Raw genomic sequence first — 21,454 nt, 5'->3', positions numbered from 1 at the left:
CCGCCGCTAGCCGACCAATTCTTCGCTGACGGCCCAGAGCCGGCGGGCGGCTTCGTCGTCGAGCGCCACCTTTGACGGGTCCGCGGCGGTGCACTTGTAGAAGTAGAGGCCGCTCACCCCGTCGACATCGGACGACGACGACAGCCAGATCGGGGTGCGGGCGCCGGCCTCCTGTGAGATCGCGAACGGTCGCACGAGCGGCATCCCGATCTTGCCCATGAGGCCGAGATCGCCATCCCGACCGAAGCGGCTCGCCACGAAGCCAGGGTGCAGCGAGTTGGCGGTGACGTCGGTTCGCTCGAGCCGGCGGGCCAGCTCGCGCGTGAAGTAGATGTTGGCGAGCTTCGACTTCCCGTAGACGTCGAAGGAGCGGTACTTGCGATCGGCTTGAAGGTCATCGAAGTCGAGCCCGCGTCGGGCCGACTTGTGTGCGTGCGACGACACCACCACCACCCGGCTGGGCGCGCTGGCGCGCAGCCGGTCGAGCAACAGGTTGGTCAGCAGGAAATGGCCGAGGTGGTTGACGCCGAACGTGGTCTCGAACCCGTCGGTGGTCTCGGTGCGCCGTCCGACCACGAGTCCGGCGTTGGCCACGAGCACGTCAAGCCGATCGCGCTGCTCGAGGATCTCGGCTGCGCACCGCCGTACCGACGCCAGGCTCGCGAGGTCCAGGGCCACCACGTCCACCGCGTCGCTGCCGCTGCGATCGCGGATCTCGGCCACGGCCGCCGCCCCTCGGGCCGGATCACGCGCGGTGATGAGCACCCGCCCGCCCTGCTCCGCCAACCCGACGGCCGTCTCCTTGCCGATGCCGGCGTTCCCGCCCGTGATGACGACGGTCTTCCCGGCCATTCCCATGCTCGGAGGCTAAATGAGCGGTCCCGGCTCGGCCGGAAAATCTGGGCACCGGGTGTAAGCGGGCCCCCTCCCCGTCGTTTCAGCCCACGTGTGGTGATCCAGCAGGAGGACTCACCGGCCCCGGTCGCGCCGGCTCCGGGGCCGATGGCGCCGTCCGCCCCGCCCCAACCCCACGGACCCTGCGTCATCGGCCCCGGCCGGCACGAAAGCCGAAAATGACCCGTTTCGAGATCTCGAGCGACCCCGGTACGCTCGCATCGGTCGTGGCGTCAGCCCGCCAGACTGAGGAGCGGTGGGGTCAGTCGAGCCGGTGCATCTCGAAACCGAAGACCCAGTGGTGCTGGATGACCGTGAACTGGTCGCCCGTGCCCGTCTCGACCCGAGTGCCTTCGGCACCCTGTACCGCCGCTACGTCGGTCGGATCTTTGCTTACGCGCACCGGCGCACCTGGACCCGCGAAGCAGCCGAGGACGTCACGGCGGCCACCTTCGAGCGGGCCTACCGCAACCTCGATCGCTTCGACGCCGAAGGCGCCGGCTTCGGCCCCTGGCTCTATCGCATCGCCTCGAACGAGCTCGTCGACCATTACCGCCGCGAGGGTCGCAGCCGCTCGCAGCGCGGCCAGCGCGCGCTGCGAGCCCTGGCCGACGAGCACTCGCATGACGACCTCGAGGGCATCGAACGCGACGACGAGATCCGCGACATGCTCACGGCGCTCGACACGCTGCGTCCGCGCTACCAGGCAGCGCTCACCCTCCGCTATCTCTCTGGCCTCAGTGCCGACGACGCCGCGGAGGCCATGGGTTGTTCGAAGCCGGTGCTCGCAGTGACGCTCCACCGGGCCCTGGGAGCCCTGCGTCGCGAGTTCGAGCGCAGCGGAGACGACGGATGAACGCAAGCCGCCGCGACGTCGAGACCTTGCTCGAGACCGCGGGCGCCCGCGCCGCGCCGCAGCCGAGCCCTGAGTTCGTCACCGGACTCGAGGCCCGTCTCCTTGCCGACGCCCGCCCTGCCGCTTGGGCCACCGTGGTCACCCCACTGCGGACCCGGTCGACCGGACGCCTCCGCCCGGCGCTCGCCTCGGTGGCTGCCGCCGCGGCTGCGGTGGTCCTCGTTGGATCGCTCGCCGGATGGTTCGGACGCGACAAGGCTCAGCCGCAACCCGCGATCGCGTCCGCCGTCGACACCACGGTCGTGCTTCCCGACGGCAGCGAGGTGGCGGGCCGCGACGGGCTCGATCTTCCCGACGGGACGATCGTGCGCACCGGACCTGATGGGCACGCCGCGGTGGGCAACGTCGACCTCGGTCCGTCCCAGGTGGCGGTGGTCAAAGCCGGCCGGCTCGAGATCTCGATCCCCGACGTCACCCTCCCGCCCGTGACCCTCCCGCCCGTGACCCTGCCCACGCCGCCGGGTCTCCCGGGCCTGCCGTAGCCAGCAAGCACCAACCCGCACCACCCCCCAGGCGGAGAACGCACAATGCCGGGGATTTTGGGCCTCAACCTCACTGGCAACAGGGCCGATCACGTCCACAGATGACCGCCATGCGCGCGAAGCGCTTCCCTTGGTTGCTGGCCGCCCTGACCCTGAGTGGCCTCGTGACGGTCGGCTGCGGCCGGCTGCCCACGCCGAGCGCCGGCCCACCCCCACCTCCATCGAGCCCGCCCGCGGCCCCTCCGGCGGCCCCGGGTTCCCTGACCATCAAGGGCCCGGCCCTCGTGACCCCGGCCCAGATGGCGGCCTGGTTCGCCGGCCGCCAGCCCCAACCGGGTGGCACCTACGTGGCCACCGTGCCGGTGGCCACGCTCACCCAGCTCTTCGTGGAGGAAGGCGCCTTCGAGGGTGTCCGCGGCGACGTGGCATTCGTCCAATCCATCCTCGAGACGGGTTGGTTCCGATTCGGCGGCAGCGTGCCCGCGTGGAAGAACAACTTCGCCGGCATCGGCGCGACCGACAGCGGCGGAACACCCGCGGCGTTCCCGAACGCGCGCACCGGAGTTCGCGCACAGATCCAACACCTGCTCGCGTACGCGGACGCGACGGCGACCACCTGCACGGTGCCGCCCCTGCATTTCTCGTGCGTGGACCCGCGGTTCCATCTCGTGACGCCGAAGGGCAAAGCCGCAACGTGGAACCAGATGGGTAACGGCAACTGGGCCACCTCCACTACGTACGCGCCGCGCATCCTCCAGCTCTACCGCGAGATGCTGACGTACAACGGAGTCACTCCGCCCTTCTAGGCCGCGCTCGCAGCAATGGGTGGGCGGCTGCCCTCCCTACCAAGAGATCTCGGCGCGGACGGGGCGATGGTCGGAACCAACGTTGCCGAGAATTGTTCCTCGGCGCGCTTTCATCTGCGGTCGTATGAGGATGTGGTCGATCTGACTGTGCGGCGAGCGCGCGGGCCACGTGCGCCCGCGCACTGCTCGACGCCAGCCGCGTAGGTACATGCGAACGCCTGGTCCCCAGAAGTTGCAGTCGCCGGCGATCACCGCGGCGTCGTCGGTGGGCGCGGCTTGTGCCAATTGGCGGAGCTGGAGCATCGGACCGTGGAGCAGGCGCGACGTCAAGTGGACCGCAACGACCTGCAGGGGCGAGCCCAGCACGTCGACCTCCACGTGCAGCGCGGTCCGCGCCGGCGCGGGGTCCCCCGTGGTGGGACCGAGCGGGATCGCACCGATCCGGCGTGCCGGGAGCTGGGTGAGGACGCCGATCCCCACCGTCCCTTCGCCGTTGCGAGCGATGTGCGGCCAGTGCTTGGTTCCTGTCGCCCGGCCGGTGGTCTCGTGGTGCACGGTGAGGCCCAGCGCGACGGCGGCGTCATCGAGTGGGCCGCGGCGCCCGTCGGGCCGCCAGACCTCCTGCACGACGATCACGTCGGCATCGAGCGTCCGCAGCGCGGCTTCCACGTCATAGGGCGTGCGCGGCGGGTGTGGCCGGGTCCTGAAGCCGTAGTGGGTGTTGAACGACGCGATCGACAGCTCGGGCATGTCATCTTTCCCGCTCACGGCCCGATGGGCCGGGCCGCTCGGGCCCCGCTTACGGGCGAGGCAGGGTACCTGCGCCGCCGACGCAAGCTCGGGCGCACCGTATCCGGCGCCGCGGCTTATGCGTGCTCGGAGTGGTCGGCGAGTGGGAGTCGCACGACGAAGCGCGCCCCACCGAGCGGCGCGTCGTCGACGGCGACCGCGCCCCCGTGACGATCGACGATCGCCTTGACCATCGAGAGCCCGAGGCCCATGCCGCCCGCGTCACGAACGCGGCCTTCGTCGAGGCGCGTGAAGCGATCGAACACCCGCGCCCGGTCACCGGCCGGTATGCCCGGGCCGTCGTCGTCGATCGCGAGCCAGGCTGAGCCGTCTCGCGTCGCCAGCGAGACGGCAACCTTCGACTGAGCGTGGCGACACGCGTTGTCGAGGAGGTTTCGCACGATGCGTGCGAGCTGGGGAGCGCTGCCGCTGACGCGGCCGGCCGATACATGACTCGCGTCGATCGGCACCCGCCGCACCCGCTCGGTCTCTTCGAGAACGACCTCGTCGAGATCCACGTCGACCCGCTCCGGCTCGAGGCTCTCTTCCGCGCGCGCGAGCTCGAGGAGCTCGGTCACGGCTTGTTCCAGGCGGGCATCCTCCTCGAGGACGCGCGCAGCGACCTCGGGCCATTCGGCGGCGCTGCCCTTGCGCAACGCCACCTCGACCTGGGCTCGGATCGCGGCGACCGGGCTGCGCAGCTCGTGTGACGCATCGGAGACGAATCGTCGCTGGCGCAGCGACGACTCCTCGAGTCGATCGAGCATCGAGTTCATCGTGCGGGCCAACCGTCCGATCTCGTCATCGGTATCCGGCTCCGGGAGCCGCCGGTGGATCGTGCTCGCGGTGATCTCGGCCGCCTCGGAGCGAATCGCCTCGACCGGGTGCAGCGCCCGTCCGGCGATCCACCATGTGAGCAGTGCGAGCAGCACGACGAGCACGGGCACGCCCACGAGCAGCGCATCGGTGATGCTGTCCACGGTGCTGTCGACCTCGGCGAGGGACCGCTCGGCGATGAGCGTCATCTCCCCGCGGGCCGTCTCGACGGTGCGCCGCGCCTGCACGAACGGATCCGCGCCTGGGCCGCGTGGCAGTGGCGCGCGCCCCGCGCCGGGCGAGCCGGGGAAGTCGATGCTGGCGCCGCCGGGGCCGAGCCCGCGGACGATGGGCTGCCCGCCGGGACCGTTGCTCGGGACGCGCACGTCTTCGGGCGGCGTGCCGGCCACCACCTGGCGCGCGACTTGATCGAGCACCTCCTCGTTCGTCTGCGCGATCTCGTCGGCAAGGTTGTCGTGGACCGACGTGACGAGTGCGAAGGAGGCGAACGCGAGCGCGACAGCGAACACACCGGCGGCCGCGAGGGTCACGCGGAATCGAACGCTCATCTCACGCCGGACTCGCAGCATCGGTGCAGAGCCGATAGCCGGCACCGCGCACTGTGCGGATCAGCTGTGTCGCGAACGGTTGATCGATCTTGCGGCGCAAGTAGCCCACGTACACCTCGACCACGTTCGGGTCGCCCGCGAAGTCCATGCCCCAGACGTGGTCGAGGATCTCCGGCTTCGACGCGACCGCGCCATCGCGGCGCACCAGGTACTCGAGCAATGAGAACTCGCGCGCAGTGAGCGCCACCTCTGCGTCGCCGTGGCTGACCTTGCGTGTAGCCGGGTCGAGTCGGATCGGGCCGAACTCGAGCACCGCCGGACGAGGTGGTGCGCCGCGGCGGAACAGCGCCCGCAGGCGGGCGAGGAGCACGACGAACGAGAACGGCTTCGAGAGGAAGTCGTCGGCGCCGGTGTCGAGCGCCTCGGCCTCGTCGTACTCACCGTCCTTGGCGGTGAGGATCAGGATGGGTGTCCAGACCCCTTCGTCCCGAAGGGTCTTGCACACGCGGTAGCCGTTCATTCCCGGCAGCAGCACGTCCAGCACGATCGCGTCGTACGAGCCTTCTCGGGCCCGCCACAGTCCGTCGACCCCGTCGTGGACCGCGTCGACATCGAAGCCCTCGGCGATCAAGCCTTCGGCGATCGCCTCGGCCAACCGCACCTCGTCCTCGACCACGAGCACCCGCATGTGGGGAATTGTGCCCGTCGGGACGGACGTCGACGGGTCGTTCCTGAGAGCCGTCTCAGGGTGGACTCAGGCGGCAGGCGGGCCGATCAGTTCCCAAAGGTTGCCCGCGGGGTCGTTGGTGAACACATGACGGTCACCGTCGAAGGTCGTCGTGTGCGGCGACTGTCCCGCGGCCTCGAGGCGTGCGATCACCGAGTCGAGCGCATCGTCGAGACGGATCGCCGTGTGTGCCCGGCCCGACGGCTTGTGGTCCGGGTCGACCGTGAGGTGCACCTGGTGTTCGTCGTCGGCCTCGAACCAGCGCAACGTCCCGAACTTCGCCGCCTCCGGTCCGGGGTCGGCCTTCCGGTACCCGAGCACGTTGACGAGCCATTCGGCTTCCGCGTCGACGCCGTCCCGCTCGTCGATCTTCGGTGGTACGCACAGGTTCACGTGGTGCATCGCAGGCATGAACGCGAGGCTACGCCTTAGGGTCGGAACCGTGCCCGAACCCACCGTGCCGGTCACCGGCGACCCCGCGGCAGACTCGCTCCTCGTCGAGAACCCGTTCGCGCTGCTCCTCGGCATGCTCTTGGACCAGCAGGTCCCCATGGAGTGGGCGTTCCGCGGTCCCTACACGCTGAACGAGCGGCTCGGAGGGCTCGACCCCGCGGCCATCGCGGCGATGGCGCTTGAAGCCGTGGAGGGCGCGTTCAAAGCGAAGCCGGCGGTCCATCGGTTCCCGGGATCGATGGCCAAGCGCGCGCATGCGCTCGCGCAGGTGATCGTGGACGAGTACGGCGGCGACACGGCGAAGATCTGGCTCGGCGCGAAGAGCGGCGCCGACCTCTACGCGCGATTGCACGCGCTCCCGGGATTCGGCGAAGAGAAGTCGAAGATCTTCATCGCGCTCCTCGCCAAGCGCCTCGGTTGGCAGCCGCCGGGGTGGGAAGACGCGGCGCGCCCGTACTCCGACGCAACCCCGCGCTCGGTCGCCGACATCGACTCACCGGACACGCTGGCGCGCGTCCGAGACTGGAAGCGCTCGCAGAAGGCGAAGGGCAAGACGAAGGCCGACTGAGCGTCAGCCCGTTCGGTAGATCTCGTCGAAGTGCCGGTACATCGGCTCGCCGTCGAGCACTGCGAGCAGCTTTTCGTGCCAAAGCTGGGTTTCGGGTCGATCGTTGTTCCGCGTGGCCTCCTCCGCAGCCGGCACGTCAGGGTCCACGATGCCGAACTCCGCTACGAGGAGGTACTCGCCCGGGTTCTCACGATCGGCGAGCACGTGACTGCCGATGTAGCCCATGATGTCGGCCGCGGCCTGGTTCTCGTCCCACGCGGCTGCGAGCTCGACGATCTGCTCGGGATGCTCGCATCGGAACGAGATGATCTGCGTGAAGTTCACGGGCATCAGCGGGCTGCCTCCCGTTCCTCTGCAGCGCGTTGCTGCATCTCCGACATGCCGGCTCGCTCGAAGACGCCGGCGGAGCCGCTCTCGCACGCCTCGGGTGACTTCGGCGGGATGCCCAGCTGCCCGCACATCTCGTCGATCGAGCGATCTGCAAGCGCGTGATAGTCGACCATGAACAGATCACGGTCGTATCGCTCGCACACAGCCTTGCCACGCCTGATCGCGTCCGCGATCCGGTAGTGCATCCCCGGAGCCTGGATGTTGTGCTCACGAACGTCGCGCTCGAAGAACCCGGCGTCCGAGATGTAGCCGGTCTCGAACAACCCCACGAGGGTCGCGAGCCACGCGAAGCCCTTCGGATCCGGATCGGCGCGACCGATGAACGCGAACACCTCGAGCTCGCCTTTGAGGTTCGTCCCGTAGTTGGCCAGCACGTGCACGAAGTCGTGTTGGGCGAGGTACGCCGACGCGCCGGTTGGTGCACCGGGAAGGGCGAACCCACGACCCTCGTACATGTCGAAGACGCCCCGGCCGAGGGAGCCGCTGGGCAGCTCGCCGAACGCGGCCCACCGGGCCTCGAGCTCAGGGTCGGGTTCCGGCGCCTCGAAGGGGTTGACCGTGCCCGCCCGGGCGCGGAGCACCTCGGTGTCCGCTTGCTGGAGGTGCTCGGTGAAGCCATTGCGGCGCAGGTCGATCCACGCGAGCCCGTGCGCGCCCTGCGCGTAACGGCGCGCAACCCGCACGAAGCGGTCGTCGATGCCCAGCGCCCGCGCGTAGGTGGCCACACGGAACGCGACTTCGGGGGGAAGCGGGCGCAACACCATCTCTCCGAGCACCATGTGATGAACGATGCGCTGTCGGTATGCCTCGTCGCGGCGCTCGAGGAGCGCGGCCAGCTCGTCCGCACCGAGGGGCTCCAGGTTCAGGTAATCGACTTCCACGCCCGTCAGGGCGGTTGCAATCGCTCGAAGCAACGCGGCTTGTACGTCGGTGAGCCCACCCTCCGGCGCAACCGCCGTCGCGATGCCGCGGGCGACCATGACGACCTCGTCCGCGTCGTCTGCGTTGCTCGGAACGGAGTTCGGAGTCGAGGAGCCCGCGGCCGTCATGCGGCCTCACTCTAGGAGCGCGAGTCACACGCGCAACAGGAGGTAAGATGGGCCTTGATGAGCGCCAGATCGTGCTCATCGGGTCTTCCTCGATTTCTCCGGAGGGTCCGGGCGCTATGCCGGGGACGACCTGAGGCCACGTCCTGTCCCCGCGTGGCTCGCCCGACAGAACCCCATTGGAGAAAGCGAGCTCTTCCCCGTGACCACCACCTTCGAGGCGCTCGGCGTCTCGCGCGACATCGTCGACGCGCTCGAACGCGAGGGCATCGACGCACCGTTCCCCATCCAAGAGCTCACCATCCGCGACGCGTTGGCCGGACGCGATCTGTGCGGCAAGGCCAAGACCGGCTCCGGCAAGACCCTCGCCTTCGGCATCCCGCTGCTCGAGCGCGTGTCGAAGGCGGAGGCCCGCCGACCCACGGGCTTGGTGCTCGTGCCCACGCGGGAACTCGCCAACCAGGTGTACGAGGTCCTCGCGCCCCTGGCCAAGCTCGTCGGCCGGCGTGTGAAAGCCGTGTACGGCGGGGTGGGGTTCGAACCGCAGATCAACGCGCTGCGCAAGGGTGCCGACGTGATCGTCGGCACCCCTGGCCGTCTCATCGACCTCATGGAGCGCGGTGAGGTCTCGTTCGAGGCCATCGACGTGCTCGTGCTCGACGAAGCCGACCGCATGGCCGACATGGGGTTCATGCCGCAGGTGCAGAAGATCCTCTACGGCATCAAGTCGAAGGAGCACCAGACGATGCTCTTCTCGGCCACCCTCGACGGTGCCGTGAAGATTGTCGTGAACCGCTACATGAACGATCCGGTCTTCCATGAGGTCGAGTCCGACGAGCCGACCGTGGAGGAGATGGAGCACCGGTTCCTCTTCGTGCACGAGATGGACAAGGTGAAGGTGCTCGCCGCGATCACCAACGGAGTCGAGCGGACGCTCGTGTTCTGCAACACGAAGCGCGGTGCCGACCGCCTCGTGACAAAGCTCAGTCGTGAGGGCGTGAAGGCTGGCGCGATCCACGGCGATCTCCGCCAGGGCGCGCGCGAGCAGGCGCTGGCCGACTTCATGGCCGGGAAGGTGCCGGTGCTCGTCGCCACCGACGTTGCTGCTCGCGGCTTGCACGTGGAGGGCATCGACGTGGTCGTGCACTGGGACCCGACCGACGATCACAAGAACTACCTGCATCGATCCGGGCGCACGGCACGCGCCGGCGAGTCGGGCGTGGCGGTCACGCTCATGCTCTGGAACCAGGAGAACGCGGTGCGGGTCGTGCAACGTCGTCTCGGGCTTTCCCTGCCGGTGGTGGAGGTCTTCTCCAACGATCCGCGTCTCGCCGACCTCAAGGCGTGGGACCCGACGCTCGAGGAAGCGAAGGCCGTCACCGCATAAGGCACCGCTCCTGGAGGGCCGCCGTGCGAGGATGGGTCCATGAGGCGAGCGCAGCGCCGAGAGTGGGAGTGATGGCCCGCATCTCCGAACGGCTGCGCGTCTCGCGCAAGATCGGTGCCATCGCCGAGTCGGCCACGCTGGCCGTCGACGCCAAGGCCAAGGCGCTCAAGGCCGCGGGGGAGCACGTCATCAGCTTCGGGGCCGGCGAGCCCGACTTCCCGACGCCGGCGAACATCGTCGAGGCCGCGATCGAGGCGTGTCGCGACCCGGCGAACCACAAGTACACGCCCGCGGCCGGTCTCCCCGAGCTGCGGGAGGCGATCGCCGCGAAGACCGCGCGTGACTCCGACTACGCATGCGAGCCGTCGCACGTGCTCGTCACCAACGGCGGCAAGCAGGCCGTGTACAACGCGTTCCAGGCGCTCCTCGACCCGGGCGACGAAGTGCTCTTGCCCGCGCCGTACTGGACGACGTATCCCGAGTCGATCGCGCTGGCCGACGGCGTGTCGGTCGTCATCCCGACGACCGAGGCGACCGGCTTCCGGGTCTCGGTCGACCAGCTCGACGCGGCGCGCACCGAGCGCACCAAAGCTCTGCTCTTCGTGTCACCGAGCAACCCCACCGGAGCGGTGTACCCGCGGGAAGAGGTGGAGGCGATCGGCCGCTGGGCCGACGAGCACGACCTCTGGGTCGTGACCGACGAGATCTACGAGCATCTCACCTTCGGCGAGCACCGCTTCTCGTCGATGCCGGGCGTCGTACCCGAGCTGGTGGGCAACTGCATCGTGGTCAACGGAGTGGCCAAGACCTACGCGATGACTGGTTGGCGAGTCGGCTGGATGATCGGCCCGGCCGACATCGTCGTCGCAGCGAACAACCTCCAATCGCATTCCACGTCCAACGTGGGCAACGTCTCACAGCGCGCCGCGCTCGCAGCCGTGATCGGCGATTTGTCGGCGGTTGCAGAGATGCGGACCGCGTTCGAGCGTCGGGGCCGCACGATGCACGAGATGCTCTCGAGCATCCCCGGCGTGGCCTGCCTCGAACCGCAGGGCGCGTTCTACTGCTTTCCGTCGTTCGCCGGGGTGATCGGCCAAAAGATCGCGGGGAGAACCGTCGACACTGCGCTCGAGCTCTGTGAGGTTCTCCTCGACGAAGCGCGCGTCGCGATCGTGCCGGGCGAGGCCTTCGGAGCTCCGGGGTACGCGCGGCTGTCGTTCGCGCTCGGTGACGACGACCTGGCCGAAGGTCTGGAGCGGATCGCTACGCTCCTTGGCTGACGTGCGCGTGCGTTTCGCGTCCGCAGTGCTGAGCTGTGTGCTCGCCGCCGCCGCTGTGCCCGCGTCGGCGGGGCGGGGCGCGCGCGACGCGAATGCGTGCAAGCTGCTCAAGCCGCGCGAGATCGCCGCAGTGTTCGATGCTGACGTGGGTCGGGGACGCAAGGGCGCGGTCGGCGCATCCTGCCTTTGGATGGTCGCGGGCGGTTCGGGCGAGGGTGGGGGCGAGATCGCCACGCTCGTCAGTCGCGGTTCGAGCGCACGGGAGGCGTTCGAGATCGCCCGCAGCTTCTCGGGTCCCGACGCGATCGCAGTCGATGGGCTGGGCCGCGAGGCGCTCTATGCGGGCGACGTCGCGACGCTCTACGTACTCGAGAGCAAGCGTCTCCTCTTCACGGTGCAGGGCGTCTTCGTCAAACCCAAGGGTCAGGTGGACGCAGCCGGCCTCCAGGCGAAGCTGGTCGCGCTCGCCGAGATCGCGGCCGAGCGCGTCTGACGTGCATGATTGAGGCCCGAACTGGAGGTGACATGAGGCCGAGGACGAAACCAACTGATCGCGTTGACGACGCTGGCCTGATCGCGTTGACGACGCTGGCGGCGATGATGTTGCTGATCGCACCGATCGGGCCCGCCGCGGCCTCGACCATTGGAAGAGCTGGTGGCAGTGACAAAGATCGCCCGCAAGAAGGCATGAGGGGCATACCCTCGACCCCGTGACGACGCGCGTCCTGGTCACCGAACAGCTGGCTGCCCGCGGCCTCGACGCGCTGCGCGGCGCGGGCTTCGAGGTCGATGAACGCCTGGGCCTCTCGCCCGACGAGCTGCGGGAGGCTGTCGCTGGCGCGGCCGCCCTCGTGATTCGGAGCGCGACACAGGTGGACGCCGCCGTCGTGGAGGCGGGCCGCGATCTCGTGGTCATCGGCCGCGCCGGGATCGGGCTCGACAACGTGGACGTGGACGCGGCCACGCGCCGCGGCGTGATGGTGGTCAATGCGCCGCAGTCCAACGTGCTGTCGGCCGCGGAGCACACGGTCGCGCTGCTGCTCGCTCAGGCTCGGAACATCCCCCGAGCTGATGCCGATCTCCGCGCCGGCAGGTGGAACCGGACCCAATGGGAGGGCGTCGAGCTCCACGGCAAGACGCTCGGCATCGTCGGGCTCGGTCGTGTCGGCGTTCTGGTTGCGCAGCGTGCTCTGGCGTTCGGCATGAAGCTGCTCGCGTACGACCCGTACGTGAGCGCCGAGCGTGCCCGTCAGCTCGGACTCGGGCTGGTGAGCGACCTGGAAGAGCTGGTGCGCCAAGCCGACTTCCTCACGCTGCACATCCCGAAGACGCCCGAGACGATTGGTCTCATCGGTCGCGACCTGCTCGCGCACGCGAAGCCCACCCTGCGCATCGTGAACACGGCGCGCGGGGGGATCGTCGACGAGGAGGCCCTCGCCGACATGGTGCGGTCCGGGCGGATCGCCGGTGCCGCCATCGACGTGTTCGAGACCGAGCCAACCACGGAGTCGGCGCTGTTCGGGCTCGACAGCGTCGTGGTCACGCCGCATCTAGGCGCGTCGACGGTGGAGGCGCAGGACAAGGCCGGCATCACGATCGCCGAGCAGGTGGTGCTCGCGTTGCGCGGCGAGTTCGTGCCCTACGCGGTCAACGTCGCCGCGACCGAAGCGAACGCCACGGTGCAACCCTTCCTTCCGCTCGCCGAGCGCCTGGGCCGGCTCTTCACCGCGCTCGCGGGTGGTGTTGTCGACACGTTGGAGGTCTCGTACGAGGGCGAGATCGCCGACTACGACTGTCGTGTGCTCACGCTGTCGGTCCTCAAGGGTGTACTGAGTGCCGTCGTCGACGAGCCCGTCTCGTTCGTGAACGCGCCCCAGCTCGCGGAGGCACGTGGGATCAACGTGCGTGAGTCAACGTCGTCTGCGGCACTCGATTTCATCAACCTCGTCACGCTCCGCGGCCGTACCGGGGATCGCGACGTGCACGTCGCTGGCACGCTCTTCGGCAAGCGCGCCAGGCCACGGATCGTGGGCATCCATGAGCACGACGTGGACCTTCCCCCGTCCAGTCACATGCTCGTCGTGCGCAACACCGACACGCCGGGGATGATCGGCACCGTGGGCTCCATCCTCGGTGCGGCCGGCGTGAACATCGCCGACATGGACGTCGGGGTCAACGCGGAGGGCGCAGCCGCCCTCATGGCACTTTCGACCTATTCGACGGTGCCGCCGGAAGTGGTCGAGCAGCTGCGCGCCGTCGACGGTGTGCTCGACGCCGACGCGATCGAACTCGACTAGCCGATCACGCGCCTTCCTCGTCGTCGGAGCGCGGTTGCGGGGGGAACGGAAACGGCTGCGGCTCCCAGCCGTGGTCGCGCTCCACCCGGTCGGCTTCGACGGCGCGCCAGATCGCGTATGCGGCACCGGCCATCAGCCCGAGCCCGAACATGCGCCGAAGCCATGGGTGCTTTCGCTTGGCCATCACGAAGATTGTCCCATCTGCGCGCGTTGTCGCTTGCCTTTTGCGCTGCGAGCGGCCATCATGGTCAGACCATGACGAAGGAACTGCGCGCCGCCATCTCGACGAGCCTGCTCCTTACGTAGACGCGGGCGCCTTCCGGTGCTCGCGTCCCGCCTCCTCGTGCCCTCGGGCCGGGGAGGTTTTTCGTTGCCCGAGAAGTGAAGGGAAGCGAGAGCGACATGACCCGCAACCAGGTCCGGATCTTCGACACGACGCTGCGTGACGGCGAGCAGTCGCCGGGCATCTCCCTCGACGTGGGCGAGAAGCTGGAGATCGCCGAGCAGCTCGCCCGGCTGGGCGTGGACATCATCGAGGCCGGGTTCCCGATCGCGAGCCAGGGCGATTTCGAGGCCGTGGAGGCCATCGCCAAGACGGTGCGAGGGCCCGTCATCGCCGGGCTCTCCCGCACCGGGTTCAAGGACATCGACCGGGCCTGGGAGGCGGTGCAGCACGCCGAGAAGCCCCGCCTGCACGTGTTCATCGCCACCTCGCCGATCCACATGAAGAAGAAGCTCCGGATGACCGAGGACCAGGTGAAGGCCGAGGTCGTCGCGGGGGTTGCCCGTGCCGCCGTGTACACGACCGACATCGAGTTCTCGCCTGAGGACGGCAGCCGCTCGGAAGTCGACTTCATGTGCGAGGTGCTCCAGCTCGCCGTCGACAACGGCGCGACCACGCTGAACATCCCCGACACGGTCGGCTACGGCGTGCCGGAGGAGTTTGGAAAGCTGATCGCGCACATCATCGCGACCGTGCAGGGCGAGTACGTCGTGTCCACGCACTGTCACAACGACCTCGGGCTGGCCGTGGCCAACTCGCTGGCCGGCGTGGCCGCTGGTGCCCGCCAGGTGGAATGTGCCGTCAACGGGCTCGGTGAGCGAGCCGGCAACGCTGCGCTCGAGGAGATCGTGATGGCGATCAAGACGCGCAGCGACTACTTCGGTCTGGTCGAGACCTCCGTGCACACCGAAGAGCTCGCGCGGACTTCGCGTCTCGTCTCGCGCCTCACCGGCTATCCCGTGCAGTACAACAAGGCGGTCGTAGGTCGGAACGCGTTCGCGCACGAAGCCGGCATCCATCAGCACGGGGTCCTCGAGGACCGCGAGACGTACGAGATCATCGACGCGACCACGGTCGGCCAGGACGCCGCGCAGATTGTGCTGGGCAAGCACTCCGGTCGCCATGCGTTTGCCGACACGCTGGAGAAGATGGGGCTGCACGTCCAAGGCGACGCGCTCAACCAGGCGTTCACCCGCTTCAAAGAGCTGGCCGACCGCAAGGTCGAGATCACCGAGGCGGACCTCGAGGCGATCATCGCCGAAGAGCTCGGCGCCGGCATCGTGCATCGGTACTCGATCGTGAGCTTCGATGTGCACGGCGGCACCACGAGCACGCCCACCGCGACCGTGGTCCTGAACGAAGGCGACGCCCGCGTGGAAGCCACGGCCGAGGGCAACGGCATGATCGACGCGGCGGTCGCGGCGATCGCCAAGGCCACCGGTGTGTCGGGCACGCTGCTGGACTTCAAGGTGTCATCGGTCACCAAAGGCGGTGACGCCCTCGGCGATGTCATCGTCATGCTCGACGCCGACGGTGCCAAGGTGTCGGGCCGCGGTGTGTCGACCGACGTCGTAGAAGCGTCAGCGCGCGCCTACCTCAACGCCGTGAACAAGCTTGTGCGCCTGCGTGATCGTGCCGAGCCGCGAGAGCGCACCGTGGGGCCATGACCGCGGATGTGAACCTCTGGACCTTGCCCCAGCACGCCAAGGACTACCTCCAGCGGCGCCGCGACATCCCGCACCGCGACGAGGGCTACGCAGCGCTGCTCGAGCACCTGCCCAGATCAGCGCAGCGAGTGCTCGACCTCGGGACCGGAGACGGCTACGTGGTCGGCCTGCTCCAGACGTTGCACCCCGAGGCCGAGTTCGTCGCCGCGGACTTCTCACCTGAGATGCTCCGACAGGCGCGCGAGCGCTTCGAGACCGACCCTCGGGTCGAGGTGGTCGAGCACGACTTCGACGTGCCGTTGCCGCCGTCGTGGGGTGAGTTCGAAGCGGTCGTGTCCGCGTTCGCCATCCACCACGTGCACGACGAACGCAAGCGTGCACTGTACGGCGAGGTGTTCAAACGCCTTCGGCCAGGTGGCGTGTTCCTCAACCTCGAGCACGTCGACTCGGCGACGCCCGAGCTCCATCGGGCGTTCCTCGACGCGATCGGATACGGCGTCGAGGGAGACGACCCGTCCAACAAGCTCGCCCCGGTCGAGGTGCAGCTTGGGTGGTTGCGCGAGATCGGCTTCGAGCACGTGGATTGCCACTGGAAGTGGCGTGAGCTCGCCCTTCTGGCGGGCGCGAAACCGGCGTAACATCCTGACCATGTCACGAGTCCAGCTGGCGCTCAACGTCGATGACCTCGACGCTGCGATCGACTTCTACACGCGGCTGTTCCACACGCCGCCGGCCAAAGTGAAGCCGGGCTACGCCAACTTCGCCATCGCCGACCCGCCGCTCAAGCTCGTGCTCGTCGAGGGCTACGGCAAGGGCGGGACGATCAACCACCTCGGTGTCGAGGTCGAGACGACCGACGAGGTCGCCGCGGCGAAGCAGCGCCTCACCGACGAGGGGCTCGAGACGCGCGAGGAAGAGGGGACCGAGTGCTGCTACGCGACCCAAGACAAGATCTGGGTCAGTGACCCCGCCGGCGCGTGGTGGGAGGTCTACACGGTGCTCGGCGACTCGGAGGTCTTCGATCCCCGCGACGCCGAGAAGGCCAACCGATAGAGCGACACGGCGTTGCCGTGCAGGATCGCGCGGGCGTTGTCGATGGGGACGCCGCGGAACTGGTGCTCGATCGTGGCGCGTGAGTTGGGCCAGTCGCACGTGTCGTGTGGGTAGTCGCTCGACCACATCACCTGCGTGGAGTTGAGCCGGTGGAGGTTCTCGAGCCCCACGCGGTCGGTGATGAACGTGGCCCACACGTTGCGGTGGAACAGCTCGCTCGGCAGCGTCTGCATGCGGGTGACGGCATCGGTCGCGAAGCGGTAGCGAAGGAACATGGTGTCGAGCTGCTCGAGCATCGATGGGATCCACCCGATGCCCGACTCGACGAGCACCATCCGTAGGTCGGGGACGCGTTCGAACACCCCGGAGAACAACAGCATCGACGCCATCTCGATCGCACGCGCGCCACCCTTCGACAACCCGGCGAGCGCCATGAAGGACGGCTCGCGCATGTCGGGATAGCTCGTGACCTTCGGGCGCACGAAGCTTCCGAGGTGCACGGCCACCGGCAGCCCGGTGTCAGCGACCAGGGTCCAGAAGCGATCGTCGTCAGGGTCGGGATCGAAGCTCCCGTTCGGGAAACGCGAGAGGATGAAGCCCCGGAGACCCAACGAGACGGCGGCCTCGACCTCGGCCATCGCGTCGTCGACACCCGCCGTGGGGATGATCCCGAGGCCGGCGAGGCGCCCTTCGCTCTCGGCGCAGAACTCGGCAATCCACTCGTTGTAGGCCCGCGCGCAGGCGAGCTGGAGCTCACGCTCCTTCCCGTAGACGCGTGCACCTTCGAGCGCGATCGACGGGTACAGCACCTGGGCATGGATGCCGTCGACGTCGAGGTCGGCGAGCCGGGCTTTCGGGTCAAACGCGCCCGGGCGCATGTCGGCGTACCGAACACCCTCACATCGGAACTGAGCGACGCTGAGCCCGGCGGTGGCGTTGAGGCCCAGAGGCCGAAGCCAATCACCGTTCTCGAAGCTCCAGCAGTCGCCTCCGTCGCAGTCGATGACCTTCGGGGCGCGGTCGCGCCATTTGGCGGGTACCCGGTCCTGCCAGAGGTCCGGCGGCTCGTTCACATGGGCGTCGGCGTCGACGACGGGGACGTCGAGGTCCCGGAAGCAGGTGAACGTGGAGGTCATGCAGGCTTCTCGGCCACGATCAGCGAGTAGCCGGCGATGCCGTCGCGCACGGCGCGCTCGGCCAGCGCCACCCGCTCGAGCGCGGTGTCGAAGTCGATGCTCTCGAGGGCCGCAACCTTTGCGATCCGAAATGCCTTGAGCCGGGCATCGATCTGATCGACCATCTTCGCGAGCGCGGCGTCATGCGCTTCCGTGCGCGTGACGCGCAGACCTGCCTGAGACAGCATCTCCACGTACTGCTCGACCGGACGGGCGTCGGCGATGCACGCCACCCAGCCCGCGAGCGTCCGGAGCTCTGCATCGAGGCGCTCGGAATCGAGCGCCACGTCGGTGATGCCGACCTTCCCACCGGGTTTGAGCACGCGCGCCATCTCGGCCGCGGCCGTGGCCTTGTCGGGGAACGTGCAGAACGCGCACTCGCACATGATCGCGTCGACGGACGCGTCGGCCAGCGGGATGCGCTCGGCGTCGCCGTGGTGAAACCGCACCCGGTCCGACATTCCCTGCTCCTCGGCGAGCACGTTGGCCTTGGCCACGGTGAGTTCACCGAGATCGACGCCGTCGACCTCGACGCCGAACTCGGCGGCGATCATGAACGCGGTCGTACCGGGCCCGCTCGCCACGTCGAGCACGCGCTGCCCTGGTGCCAATCCGATCGAGCGAGCGACGTGCCGGGTGAGCTCGAGCCCACCGGGGTGGTAGCTGTCACCGAGGATCAGCGCGACCGCGTCCTGCTGGTACGAGACCGCGCAGCAGGCCTTGATCTCCTCCGGCGTCATCTCCCCTTGTCGCAACCGCTCGGCCGCCGGGACCACATCCCGGGTCGACTCCGCAGGCTCCGTCTCCTGTGGTGACGAGCGGCGGAGCCCCTCGTCACCCGTCGGCCGCCGTGGCGGGACGCTTGTTGCTCCGATCGTGGTCACGACAGCTTCTTGCCGATGTTGCGGCCGGTGATCTCGACCTTCACGTGCGTTGCACCGTTCCCGTTGCCGCCGTTCCCTGATGCGTACGTCTTCGATCCGTACGGCGTCGGGAGGAGGATCTCCTGGAGCTCGTCGGCGTTCGGAACGATTGTCGGCACCTGTGCACCGCTGAGCTGCTCACGGACCTGCTCCCGATAGCCCACCGAGTTGTACGCGCAGAACGGGATCAGGCGCCCGTCGGGTGTGATCTCCTCGACGCAGCACTTCTGGAGCGCCTTGGTGTTCAACGTGTACGGGTCCTGGAAGTCCTGGATGACGATCATGAAGGCGTTGTCTGCCATGTCCTTCAATGCCTCGGGCAGGTCGATGCCACAGGTGGCGCACTCGAGTTGCTCGGCGGTCATCTCGGTCCCCGGGTTGGCGCTCGCGCTCCAGAGCTTCTCGAGCGCGTACCGCACGTCCATGTCGGGCATCACCCGGTTGCTGACGTAGTCGAGGTACTCGTCCACGTTCACGAGGCGCGGGATCGGGACCACGTTGTCGCCGTCGACCAGCGCGTACGTGATGCTCCGACACGTTGGGAAGCAGCACGGCACCGGCACGAAATCCGACACACGGAACCACTCCGGGAGCTGATCGGCGAGCGCGTGGATGATCTCCGAGTTCGTCAGGCGATTCGTCGGGTCGAACTCCATGTGACGACCGGAATGCGTGACCGGCTGATAGGCGACCGAGCGCACAGCCGGGTGCTTGATGCCGAACTGCACGATCTCGCCGACCTCGTCTTCGTTGAGGTCCTTCTCGATGGCGGCGACCAGCGTGACCGTGAGCCCGAACTCCGCGCAGTTGTCGAGCGCCTTCTGCTTGGCGTTGCGCAGGTCACGGCCGCGGATCTCGAGGTGGGTGCGCTCGTTGAAGCCGTCGAACTGCATGTAGATGTTCGGTGTCTGCGGGAACTGCGTCGCCAGCTTCTCGACGAACTTCTTGTCATGGGCGAGCTTGATCCCGTTCGTGTTGAGGTTCACCGTCTTGCAGCCCTTGTCGTAGGCCATCTGGATGAAGTCGAGGATCTGCGGGTGAATCGTGGGCTCGCCGCCGGAGTACATGACGACCTCGGGCTCGCCCTCGGCGCGCACGAACGCGTCGAGCGCGGTCTCGACCTGGTCCATGGTGAGGGAGAAGCCGTCGGGCTGCTTCGTGCCGGAGTCGGCGAAGCAGATCGGGCAGTCGAGGTTGCAACCGGTGTTGACCTCGATGATCCCGAGGCATGCGTGCTGCTTGTGGTCGGGGCAGAGACCGCAGTCGAGCGGGCAGCCGTGCTCGGTGTGGGTCTGCGTCTCGAGCGGAAGAGTCCCGGGCTTGTTGTAGCGGAGGGAGTCGAAGTACATCTCGGCGTCGCCGTAGATCAGCCCTTCGATCACACCGTGGTCGGGGCACGTGCGCCGCAGGAACACCTTGTTGTCCCGGACGTTCACCTCGGCGTCGAGCACGATCTTGCAGACCGGGCAGATGCTCTTCGTCGTCTCGATGAAGATCTCGTCGCGGTCGACGCGCTCACGCGGCGGGTTGCTGATCGCCATGGGTCCCCCCTGGTCGGGCCGTTGGTGGCGCCGAAGTATGGCCCTGGTTCGATGCCGGGCGAAATGGCGGATGACCCGCAGGACCCGCGGGATGAAGAGGGGGCGCCGCTCGATGCGGCGCCCTCCCCCTCCGCCGCCGGACCGGGGGATGACCCGGCGACCAGTGGTGTATCGGCGGGCGAGCGGATGCCCTGAAGACCCGGGATGGCAGGTGCCTCCCTGCTCGGCGGCCAGACTGGGGCTCATGGATGCCGTCAACACCGGGCCGATCGACCATCTGCTGCGCACGCTTTGGGAGCACAAGGGCAGCGACCTCCTGCTGGTCGCCGGCGCAGCCCCGACCGTCCGGATCGACGGCGAGCTTCGGCCGATCGGCGGTCAGGAGCCCTTGACGGCCGAGGGAGCGGACTCGTTGATCCTCTCGGTGCTCGGCCAGGAGCTCGGGGCGAGGCTTCGCGATCAGCGGGAGATCGACTTCTCGTTCGGCTGGGAGTGGCAAGCGCGGTTCCGCGGGAACGCCTTCCACCAGCGGGGCAGCATCGGCCTCGCGCTCCGCCTGATCCCGCGGGAGATCCCGACCTTCGAGCAGCTCGGTCTGCCGTCGGCCATCGAGCAGCTCGCCGCGGCACCACAAGGGCTCGTGCTCGTGACGGGGCCCACCGGCTCCGGAAAGTCGACGACGCTCGCCTCGATCATCCGCCACATCGCGGATCGGCGTGCCTGCCACATCCTCACGATCGAGGACCCCATCGAATATGCGCATAGCCACGGTCGCGCGATCGTGACGCAGCGCGAGATCGGCACGGACAGCGAATCGTTTGCGAAGGCCCTCCGATCCGCGCTCCGCGAGGACCCCGATGTGCTGTTGGTCGGCGAGATGCGCGACACGGTGAGCATCGAGACTGCACTCACGATCTCGGAGACCGGCCACCTCGTGTTCGCGACCTTGCACACGAACGACACCTCGCAGGCCATCGACCGGATCATCGACGTGTTCCCAGCAGAGCGACAGAGTCAGATCCGCGTGCAGTTCGCGGCAACGCTCCTCGGCGTCGTTGCGCAGCGGCTCGTACCCAAGATCGGTGGTGGACGTGTGGCCGCCTTCGAGCTGCTCCTCGCGAACACGGCCGTGCGTAGCCTCATCCGTGAAGGCAAGACCGAGCAGATCCGCAACTCGATCGCAACCGGCCAGCGCTCGGGGATGCAGACGCTCGAGATGTCGCTCACCGACCTTGTCGTGGCGGGAGTGATCGAGCACGACGCTGCGGTCGCGGTGAGCTCGAATCCTCGCGAGCTCGGCGTAGCGACGGGTGTTCCGCGCGACGCCGCGCTTGGCGGCTGAGTCGACGCGCGAAACGGCCGGGATGCTTGGGCATCCCGGCCGGTTCGTTG

At 68.4% G+C, this 21,454-nt stretch carries 23 protein-coding genes; 12 read left to right on the top strand and 11 right to left on the bottom strand.

The genetic code is table 11. From position 1 onward, the window contains the following. Positions 1-6: 6 nt before the first annotated feature. A complete protein-coding gene (locus WEE69_08055; GenBank protein MEX1145241.1) occupies positions 7-858 on the bottom strand; it encodes an SDR family oxidoreductase in 852 nt (283 codons plus the stop codon). A gap of 292 nt (positions 859-1,150) precedes the next feature. Between WEE69_08055 and WEE69_08050 the strand changes: the two genes are divergently transcribed. The 3 genes from WEE69_08050 (at position 1,151) to WEE69_08040 (ending at position 3,098) form a co-directional block, all read left to right on the top strand. Next, on the top strand, positions 1,151-1,750 hold the full coding sequence (locus tag WEE69_08050) for an RNA polymerase sigma factor (protein ID MEX1145240.1): 600 nt from the start codon (positions 1,151-1,153) through the stop codon (positions 1,748-1,750). After that, positions 1,747-2,292 carry a hypothetical protein gene (locus WEE69_08045; protein MEX1145239.1) on the top strand — a complete coding sequence of 182 codons (546 nt, stop codon included), beginning with the start codon at positions 1,747-1,749 and terminating at the stop codon, positions 2,290-2,292. The genes WEE69_08050 and WEE69_08045 overlap by 4 nt, the downstream gene beginning before the upstream one ends. Positions 2,293-2,576: 284 nt before the next feature. Beyond that, positions 2,577-3,098, top strand: coding sequence for a glucosaminidase domain-containing protein (locus WEE69_08040; GenBank protein ID MEX1145238.1), 522 nt, complete (start codon positions 2,577-2,579; stop codon positions 3,096-3,098). A gap of 36 nt (positions 3,099-3,134) precedes the next feature. Here the strand turns inward: WEE69_08040 and WEE69_08035 are convergent, their stop codons facing one another. From WEE69_08035 to WEE69_08020, 4 genes are all read right to left on the bottom strand, one after another. Beyond that, positions 3,135-3,866 carry an endonuclease/exonuclease/phosphatase family protein gene (locus WEE69_08035; GenBank protein ID MEX1145237.1) on the bottom strand — a complete coding sequence of 244 codons (732 nt, stop codon included), beginning with the start codon at positions 3,864-3,866 and terminating at the stop codon, positions 3,135-3,137. A gap of 98 nt (positions 3,867-3,964) precedes the next feature. Further along, positions 3,965-5,272, bottom strand: a complete 1,308-nt coding sequence (locus WEE69_08030; protein ID MEX1145236.1) for a HAMP domain-containing sensor histidine kinase — start codon at positions 5,270-5,272, stop codon at positions 3,965-3,967. A 1-nt stretch (position 5,273) separates the two neighbouring features. Continuing rightward, positions 5,274-5,960 (bottom strand): response regulator transcription factor, encoded by a 687-nt coding sequence (locus tag WEE69_08025; GenBank protein MEX1145235.1) that lies wholly within the window; start codon positions 5,958-5,960, stop codon positions 5,274-5,276. Between the two features lie 66 nt (positions 5,961-6,026). Continuing rightward, complete coding sequence (locus WEE69_08020; GenBank protein MEX1145234.1) at positions 6,027-6,410, bottom strand: VOC family protein; 384 nt, start codon at positions 6,408-6,410, stop codon at positions 6,027-6,029. Positions 6,411-6,441: 31 nt separating this feature from the next. On the opposite strand from WEE69_08020, the gene WEE69_08015 reads away from it, so the two are divergent. Next, complete coding sequence (locus WEE69_08015) at positions 6,442-7,020, top strand: HhH-GPD-type base excision DNA repair protein (protein MEX1145233.1); 579 nt, start codon at positions 6,442-6,444, stop codon at positions 7,018-7,020. Between the two features lie 3 nt (positions 7,021-7,023). Here the strand turns inward: WEE69_08015 and WEE69_08010 are convergent, their stop codons facing one another. Both WEE69_08010 and WEE69_08005 read right to left on the bottom strand, forming a co-directional pair. Beyond that, positions 7,024-7,350, bottom strand: a complete 327-nt coding sequence (locus WEE69_08010) for a hypothetical protein (GenBank protein ID MEX1145232.1) — start codon at positions 7,348-7,350, stop codon at positions 7,024-7,026. Next, complete coding sequence (locus WEE69_08005; protein MEX1145231.1) at positions 7,350-8,459, bottom strand: hypothetical protein; 1,110 nt, start codon at positions 8,457-8,459, stop codon at positions 7,350-7,352. Before WEE69_08005 ends, WEE69_08010 begins: the two co-directional genes overlap by 1 nt. Before the next feature lie 199 nt (positions 8,460-8,658). Here WEE69_08005 and WEE69_08000 point away from each other — a divergent pair, with 199 nt between their 5' ends. From WEE69_08000 to serA, 4 genes are all read left to right on the top strand, one after another. Beyond that, positions 8,659-9,843 carry a DEAD/DEAH box helicase gene (locus WEE69_08000; protein ID MEX1145230.1) on the top strand — a complete coding sequence of 395 codons (1,185 nt, stop codon included), beginning with the start codon at positions 8,659-8,661 and terminating at the stop codon, positions 9,841-9,843. 71 nt (positions 9,844-9,914) lie between these two features. Then, positions 9,915-11,123, top strand: a complete 1,209-nt coding sequence (locus WEE69_07995; protein MEX1145229.1) for a pyridoxal phosphate-dependent aminotransferase — start codon at positions 9,915-9,917, stop codon at positions 11,121-11,123. A gap of 1 nt (position 11,124) precedes the next feature. Next, on the top strand, positions 11,125-11,616 hold the full coding sequence (locus WEE69_07990; protein ID MEX1145228.1) for a hypothetical protein: 492 nt from the start codon (positions 11,125-11,127) through the stop codon (positions 11,614-11,616). A gap of 217 nt (positions 11,617-11,833) precedes the next feature. Beyond that, the gene (gene serA / locus WEE69_07985; protein MEX1145227.1) at positions 11,834-13,420 is read left to right on the top strand and encodes a phosphoglycerate dehydrogenase; all 1,587 of its coding nucleotides are present in this window, start codon (positions 11,834-11,836) and stop codon (positions 13,418-13,420) included. A 4-nt stretch (positions 13,421-13,424) separates the two neighbouring features. Here serA and WEE69_07980 read toward each other — a convergent pair whose 3' ends face one another. Further along, a complete protein-coding gene (locus WEE69_07980) occupies positions 13,425-13,604 on the bottom strand; it encodes a hypothetical protein (GenBank protein MEX1145226.1) in 180 nt (59 codons plus the stop codon). 218 nt (positions 13,605-13,822) lie between these two features. Between WEE69_07980 and WEE69_07975 the strand changes: the two genes are divergently transcribed. Genes WEE69_07975 through WEE69_07965 form a run of 3 tightly spaced genes read left to right on the top strand, consistent with a single transcriptional unit; the run spans position 13,823 to position 16,423 of the window. Next, positions 13,823-15,370 carry a 2-isopropylmalate synthase gene (locus WEE69_07975; GenBank protein ID MEX1145225.1) on the top strand — a complete coding sequence of 516 codons (1,548 nt, stop codon included), beginning with the start codon at positions 13,823-13,825 and terminating at the stop codon, positions 15,368-15,370. Next, positions 15,367-16,008, top strand: a complete 642-nt coding sequence (locus WEE69_07970) for a class I SAM-dependent methyltransferase (GenBank protein MEX1145224.1) — start codon at positions 15,367-15,369, stop codon at positions 16,006-16,008. Before WEE69_07975 ends, WEE69_07970 begins: the two co-directional genes overlap by 4 nt. A gap of 10 nt (positions 16,009-16,018) precedes the next feature. Then, complete coding sequence (locus WEE69_07965) at positions 16,019-16,423, top strand: ArsI/CadI family heavy metal resistance metalloenzyme (GenBank protein ID MEX1145223.1); 405 nt, start codon at positions 16,019-16,021, stop codon at positions 16,421-16,423. Here WEE69_07965 and WEE69_07960 read toward each other — a convergent pair. Genes WEE69_07960 through WEE69_07950 form a run of 3 tightly spaced genes read right to left on the bottom strand, consistent with a single transcriptional unit; the run spans position 16,360 to position 20,062 of the window. After that, the gene (locus WEE69_07960) at positions 16,360-17,559 is read right to left on the bottom strand and encodes an amidohydrolase family protein (protein ID MEX1145222.1); all 1,200 of its coding nucleotides are present in this window, start codon (positions 17,557-17,559) and stop codon (positions 16,360-16,362) included. The two genes, WEE69_07965 and WEE69_07960, sit on opposite strands and share 64 nt — an antisense overlap. Next, entirely contained in the window at positions 17,556-18,482 is a 927-nt protein-coding gene (locus WEE69_07955) for a methyltransferase domain-containing protein (protein MEX1145221.1), read from the bottom strand. The genes WEE69_07960 and WEE69_07955 overlap by 4 nt, the downstream gene beginning before the upstream one ends. Beyond that, positions 18,479-20,062: a radical SAM protein gene (locus tag WEE69_07950; GenBank protein MEX1145220.1), complete on the bottom strand. Its 1,584-nt coding sequence runs from the start codon at positions 20,060-20,062 to the stop codon at positions 18,479-18,481. The genes WEE69_07955 and WEE69_07950 overlap by 4 nt, the downstream gene beginning before the upstream one ends. A gap of 244 nt (positions 20,063-20,306) precedes the next feature. Between WEE69_07950 and WEE69_07945 the strand changes: the two genes are divergently transcribed. Then, entirely contained in the window at positions 20,307-21,404 is a 1,098-nt protein-coding gene (locus tag WEE69_07945) for a type IV pilus twitching motility protein PilT (GenBank protein MEX1145219.1), read from the top strand. The last annotated feature ends 50 nt before the right edge of the window (positions 21,405-21,454 follow it).

The organism is Acidimicrobiia bacterium, assembly GCA_040881685.1.
Taxonomy (GTDB): Bacteria; Actinomycetota; Acidimicrobiia; order IMCC26256; family PALSA-555; genus SHVJ01.
The sequence above is the reverse complement of the archived record's forward strand: the minus strand, read 5'-3'. Positions and strand labels throughout refer to the sequence as shown.

What these genes read in the sequence shown, in the direction of transcription:
- WEE69_08025 (MEX1145235.1), bottom strand. Translation starts at nt 5,960, where the DNA reads ATGCGGGTGCTCGTGGTCGAGGACGAGGTGCGGTTGGCCGAGGCGATC.
- WEE69_07945 (MEX1145219.1), top strand. Translation starts at nt 20,307, where the DNA reads ATGGATGCCGTCAACACCGGGCCGATCGACCATCTGCTGCGCACGCTT.
- WEE69_07995 (MEX1145229.1), top strand. Translation starts at nt 9,915, where the DNA reads ATGGCCCGCATCTCCGAACGGCTGCGCGTCTCGCGCAAGATCGGTGCC.
- WEE69_07965 (MEX1145223.1), top strand. Translation starts at nt 16,019, where the DNA reads ATGTCACGAGTCCAGCTGGCGCTCAACGTCGATGACCTCGACGCTGCG.
- WEE69_07950 (MEX1145220.1), bottom strand. Translation starts at nt 20,062, where the DNA reads ATGGCGATCAGCAACCCGCCGCGTGAGCGCGTCGACCGCGACGAGATC.
- WEE69_08005 (MEX1145231.1), bottom strand. Translation starts at nt 8,459, where the DNA reads ATGACGGCCGCGGGCTCCTCGACTCCGAACTCCGTTCCGAGCAACGCA.
- WEE69_07975 (MEX1145225.1), top strand. Translation starts at nt 13,823, where the DNA reads ATGACCCGCAACCAGGTCCGGATCTTCGACACGACGCTGCGTGACGGC.
- WEE69_08010 (MEX1145232.1), bottom strand. Translation starts at nt 7,350, where the DNA reads ATGCCCGTGAACTTCACGCAGATCATCTCGTTCCGATGCGAGCATCCC.
- WEE69_07960 (MEX1145222.1), bottom strand. Translation starts at nt 17,559, where the DNA reads ATGACCTCCACGTTCACCTGCTTCCGGGACCTCGACGTCCCCGTCGTC.
- WEE69_08030 (MEX1145236.1), bottom strand. Translation starts at nt 5,272, where the DNA reads ATGAGCGTTCGATTCCGCGTGACCCTCGCGGCCGCCGGTGTGTTCGCT.
- WEE69_08045 (MEX1145239.1), top strand. Translation starts at nt 1,747, where the DNA reads ATGAACGCAAGCCGCCGCGACGTCGAGACCTTGCTCGAGACCGCGGGC.
- WEE69_08055 (MEX1145241.1), bottom strand. Translation starts at nt 858, where the DNA reads ATGGGAATGGCCGGGAAGACCGTCGTCATCACGGGCGGGAACGCCGGC.
- WEE69_07970 (MEX1145224.1), top strand. Translation starts at nt 15,367, where the DNA reads ATGACCGCGGATGTGAACCTCTGGACCTTGCCCCAGCACGCCAAGGAC.
- WEE69_08020 (MEX1145234.1), bottom strand. Translation starts at nt 6,410, where the DNA reads ATGCCTGCGATGCACCACGTGAACCTGTGCGTACCACCGAAGATCGAC.
- WEE69_07980 (MEX1145226.1), bottom strand. Translation starts at nt 13,604, where the DNA reads ATGGCCAAGCGAAAGCACCCATGGCTTCGGCGCATGTTCGGGCTCGGG.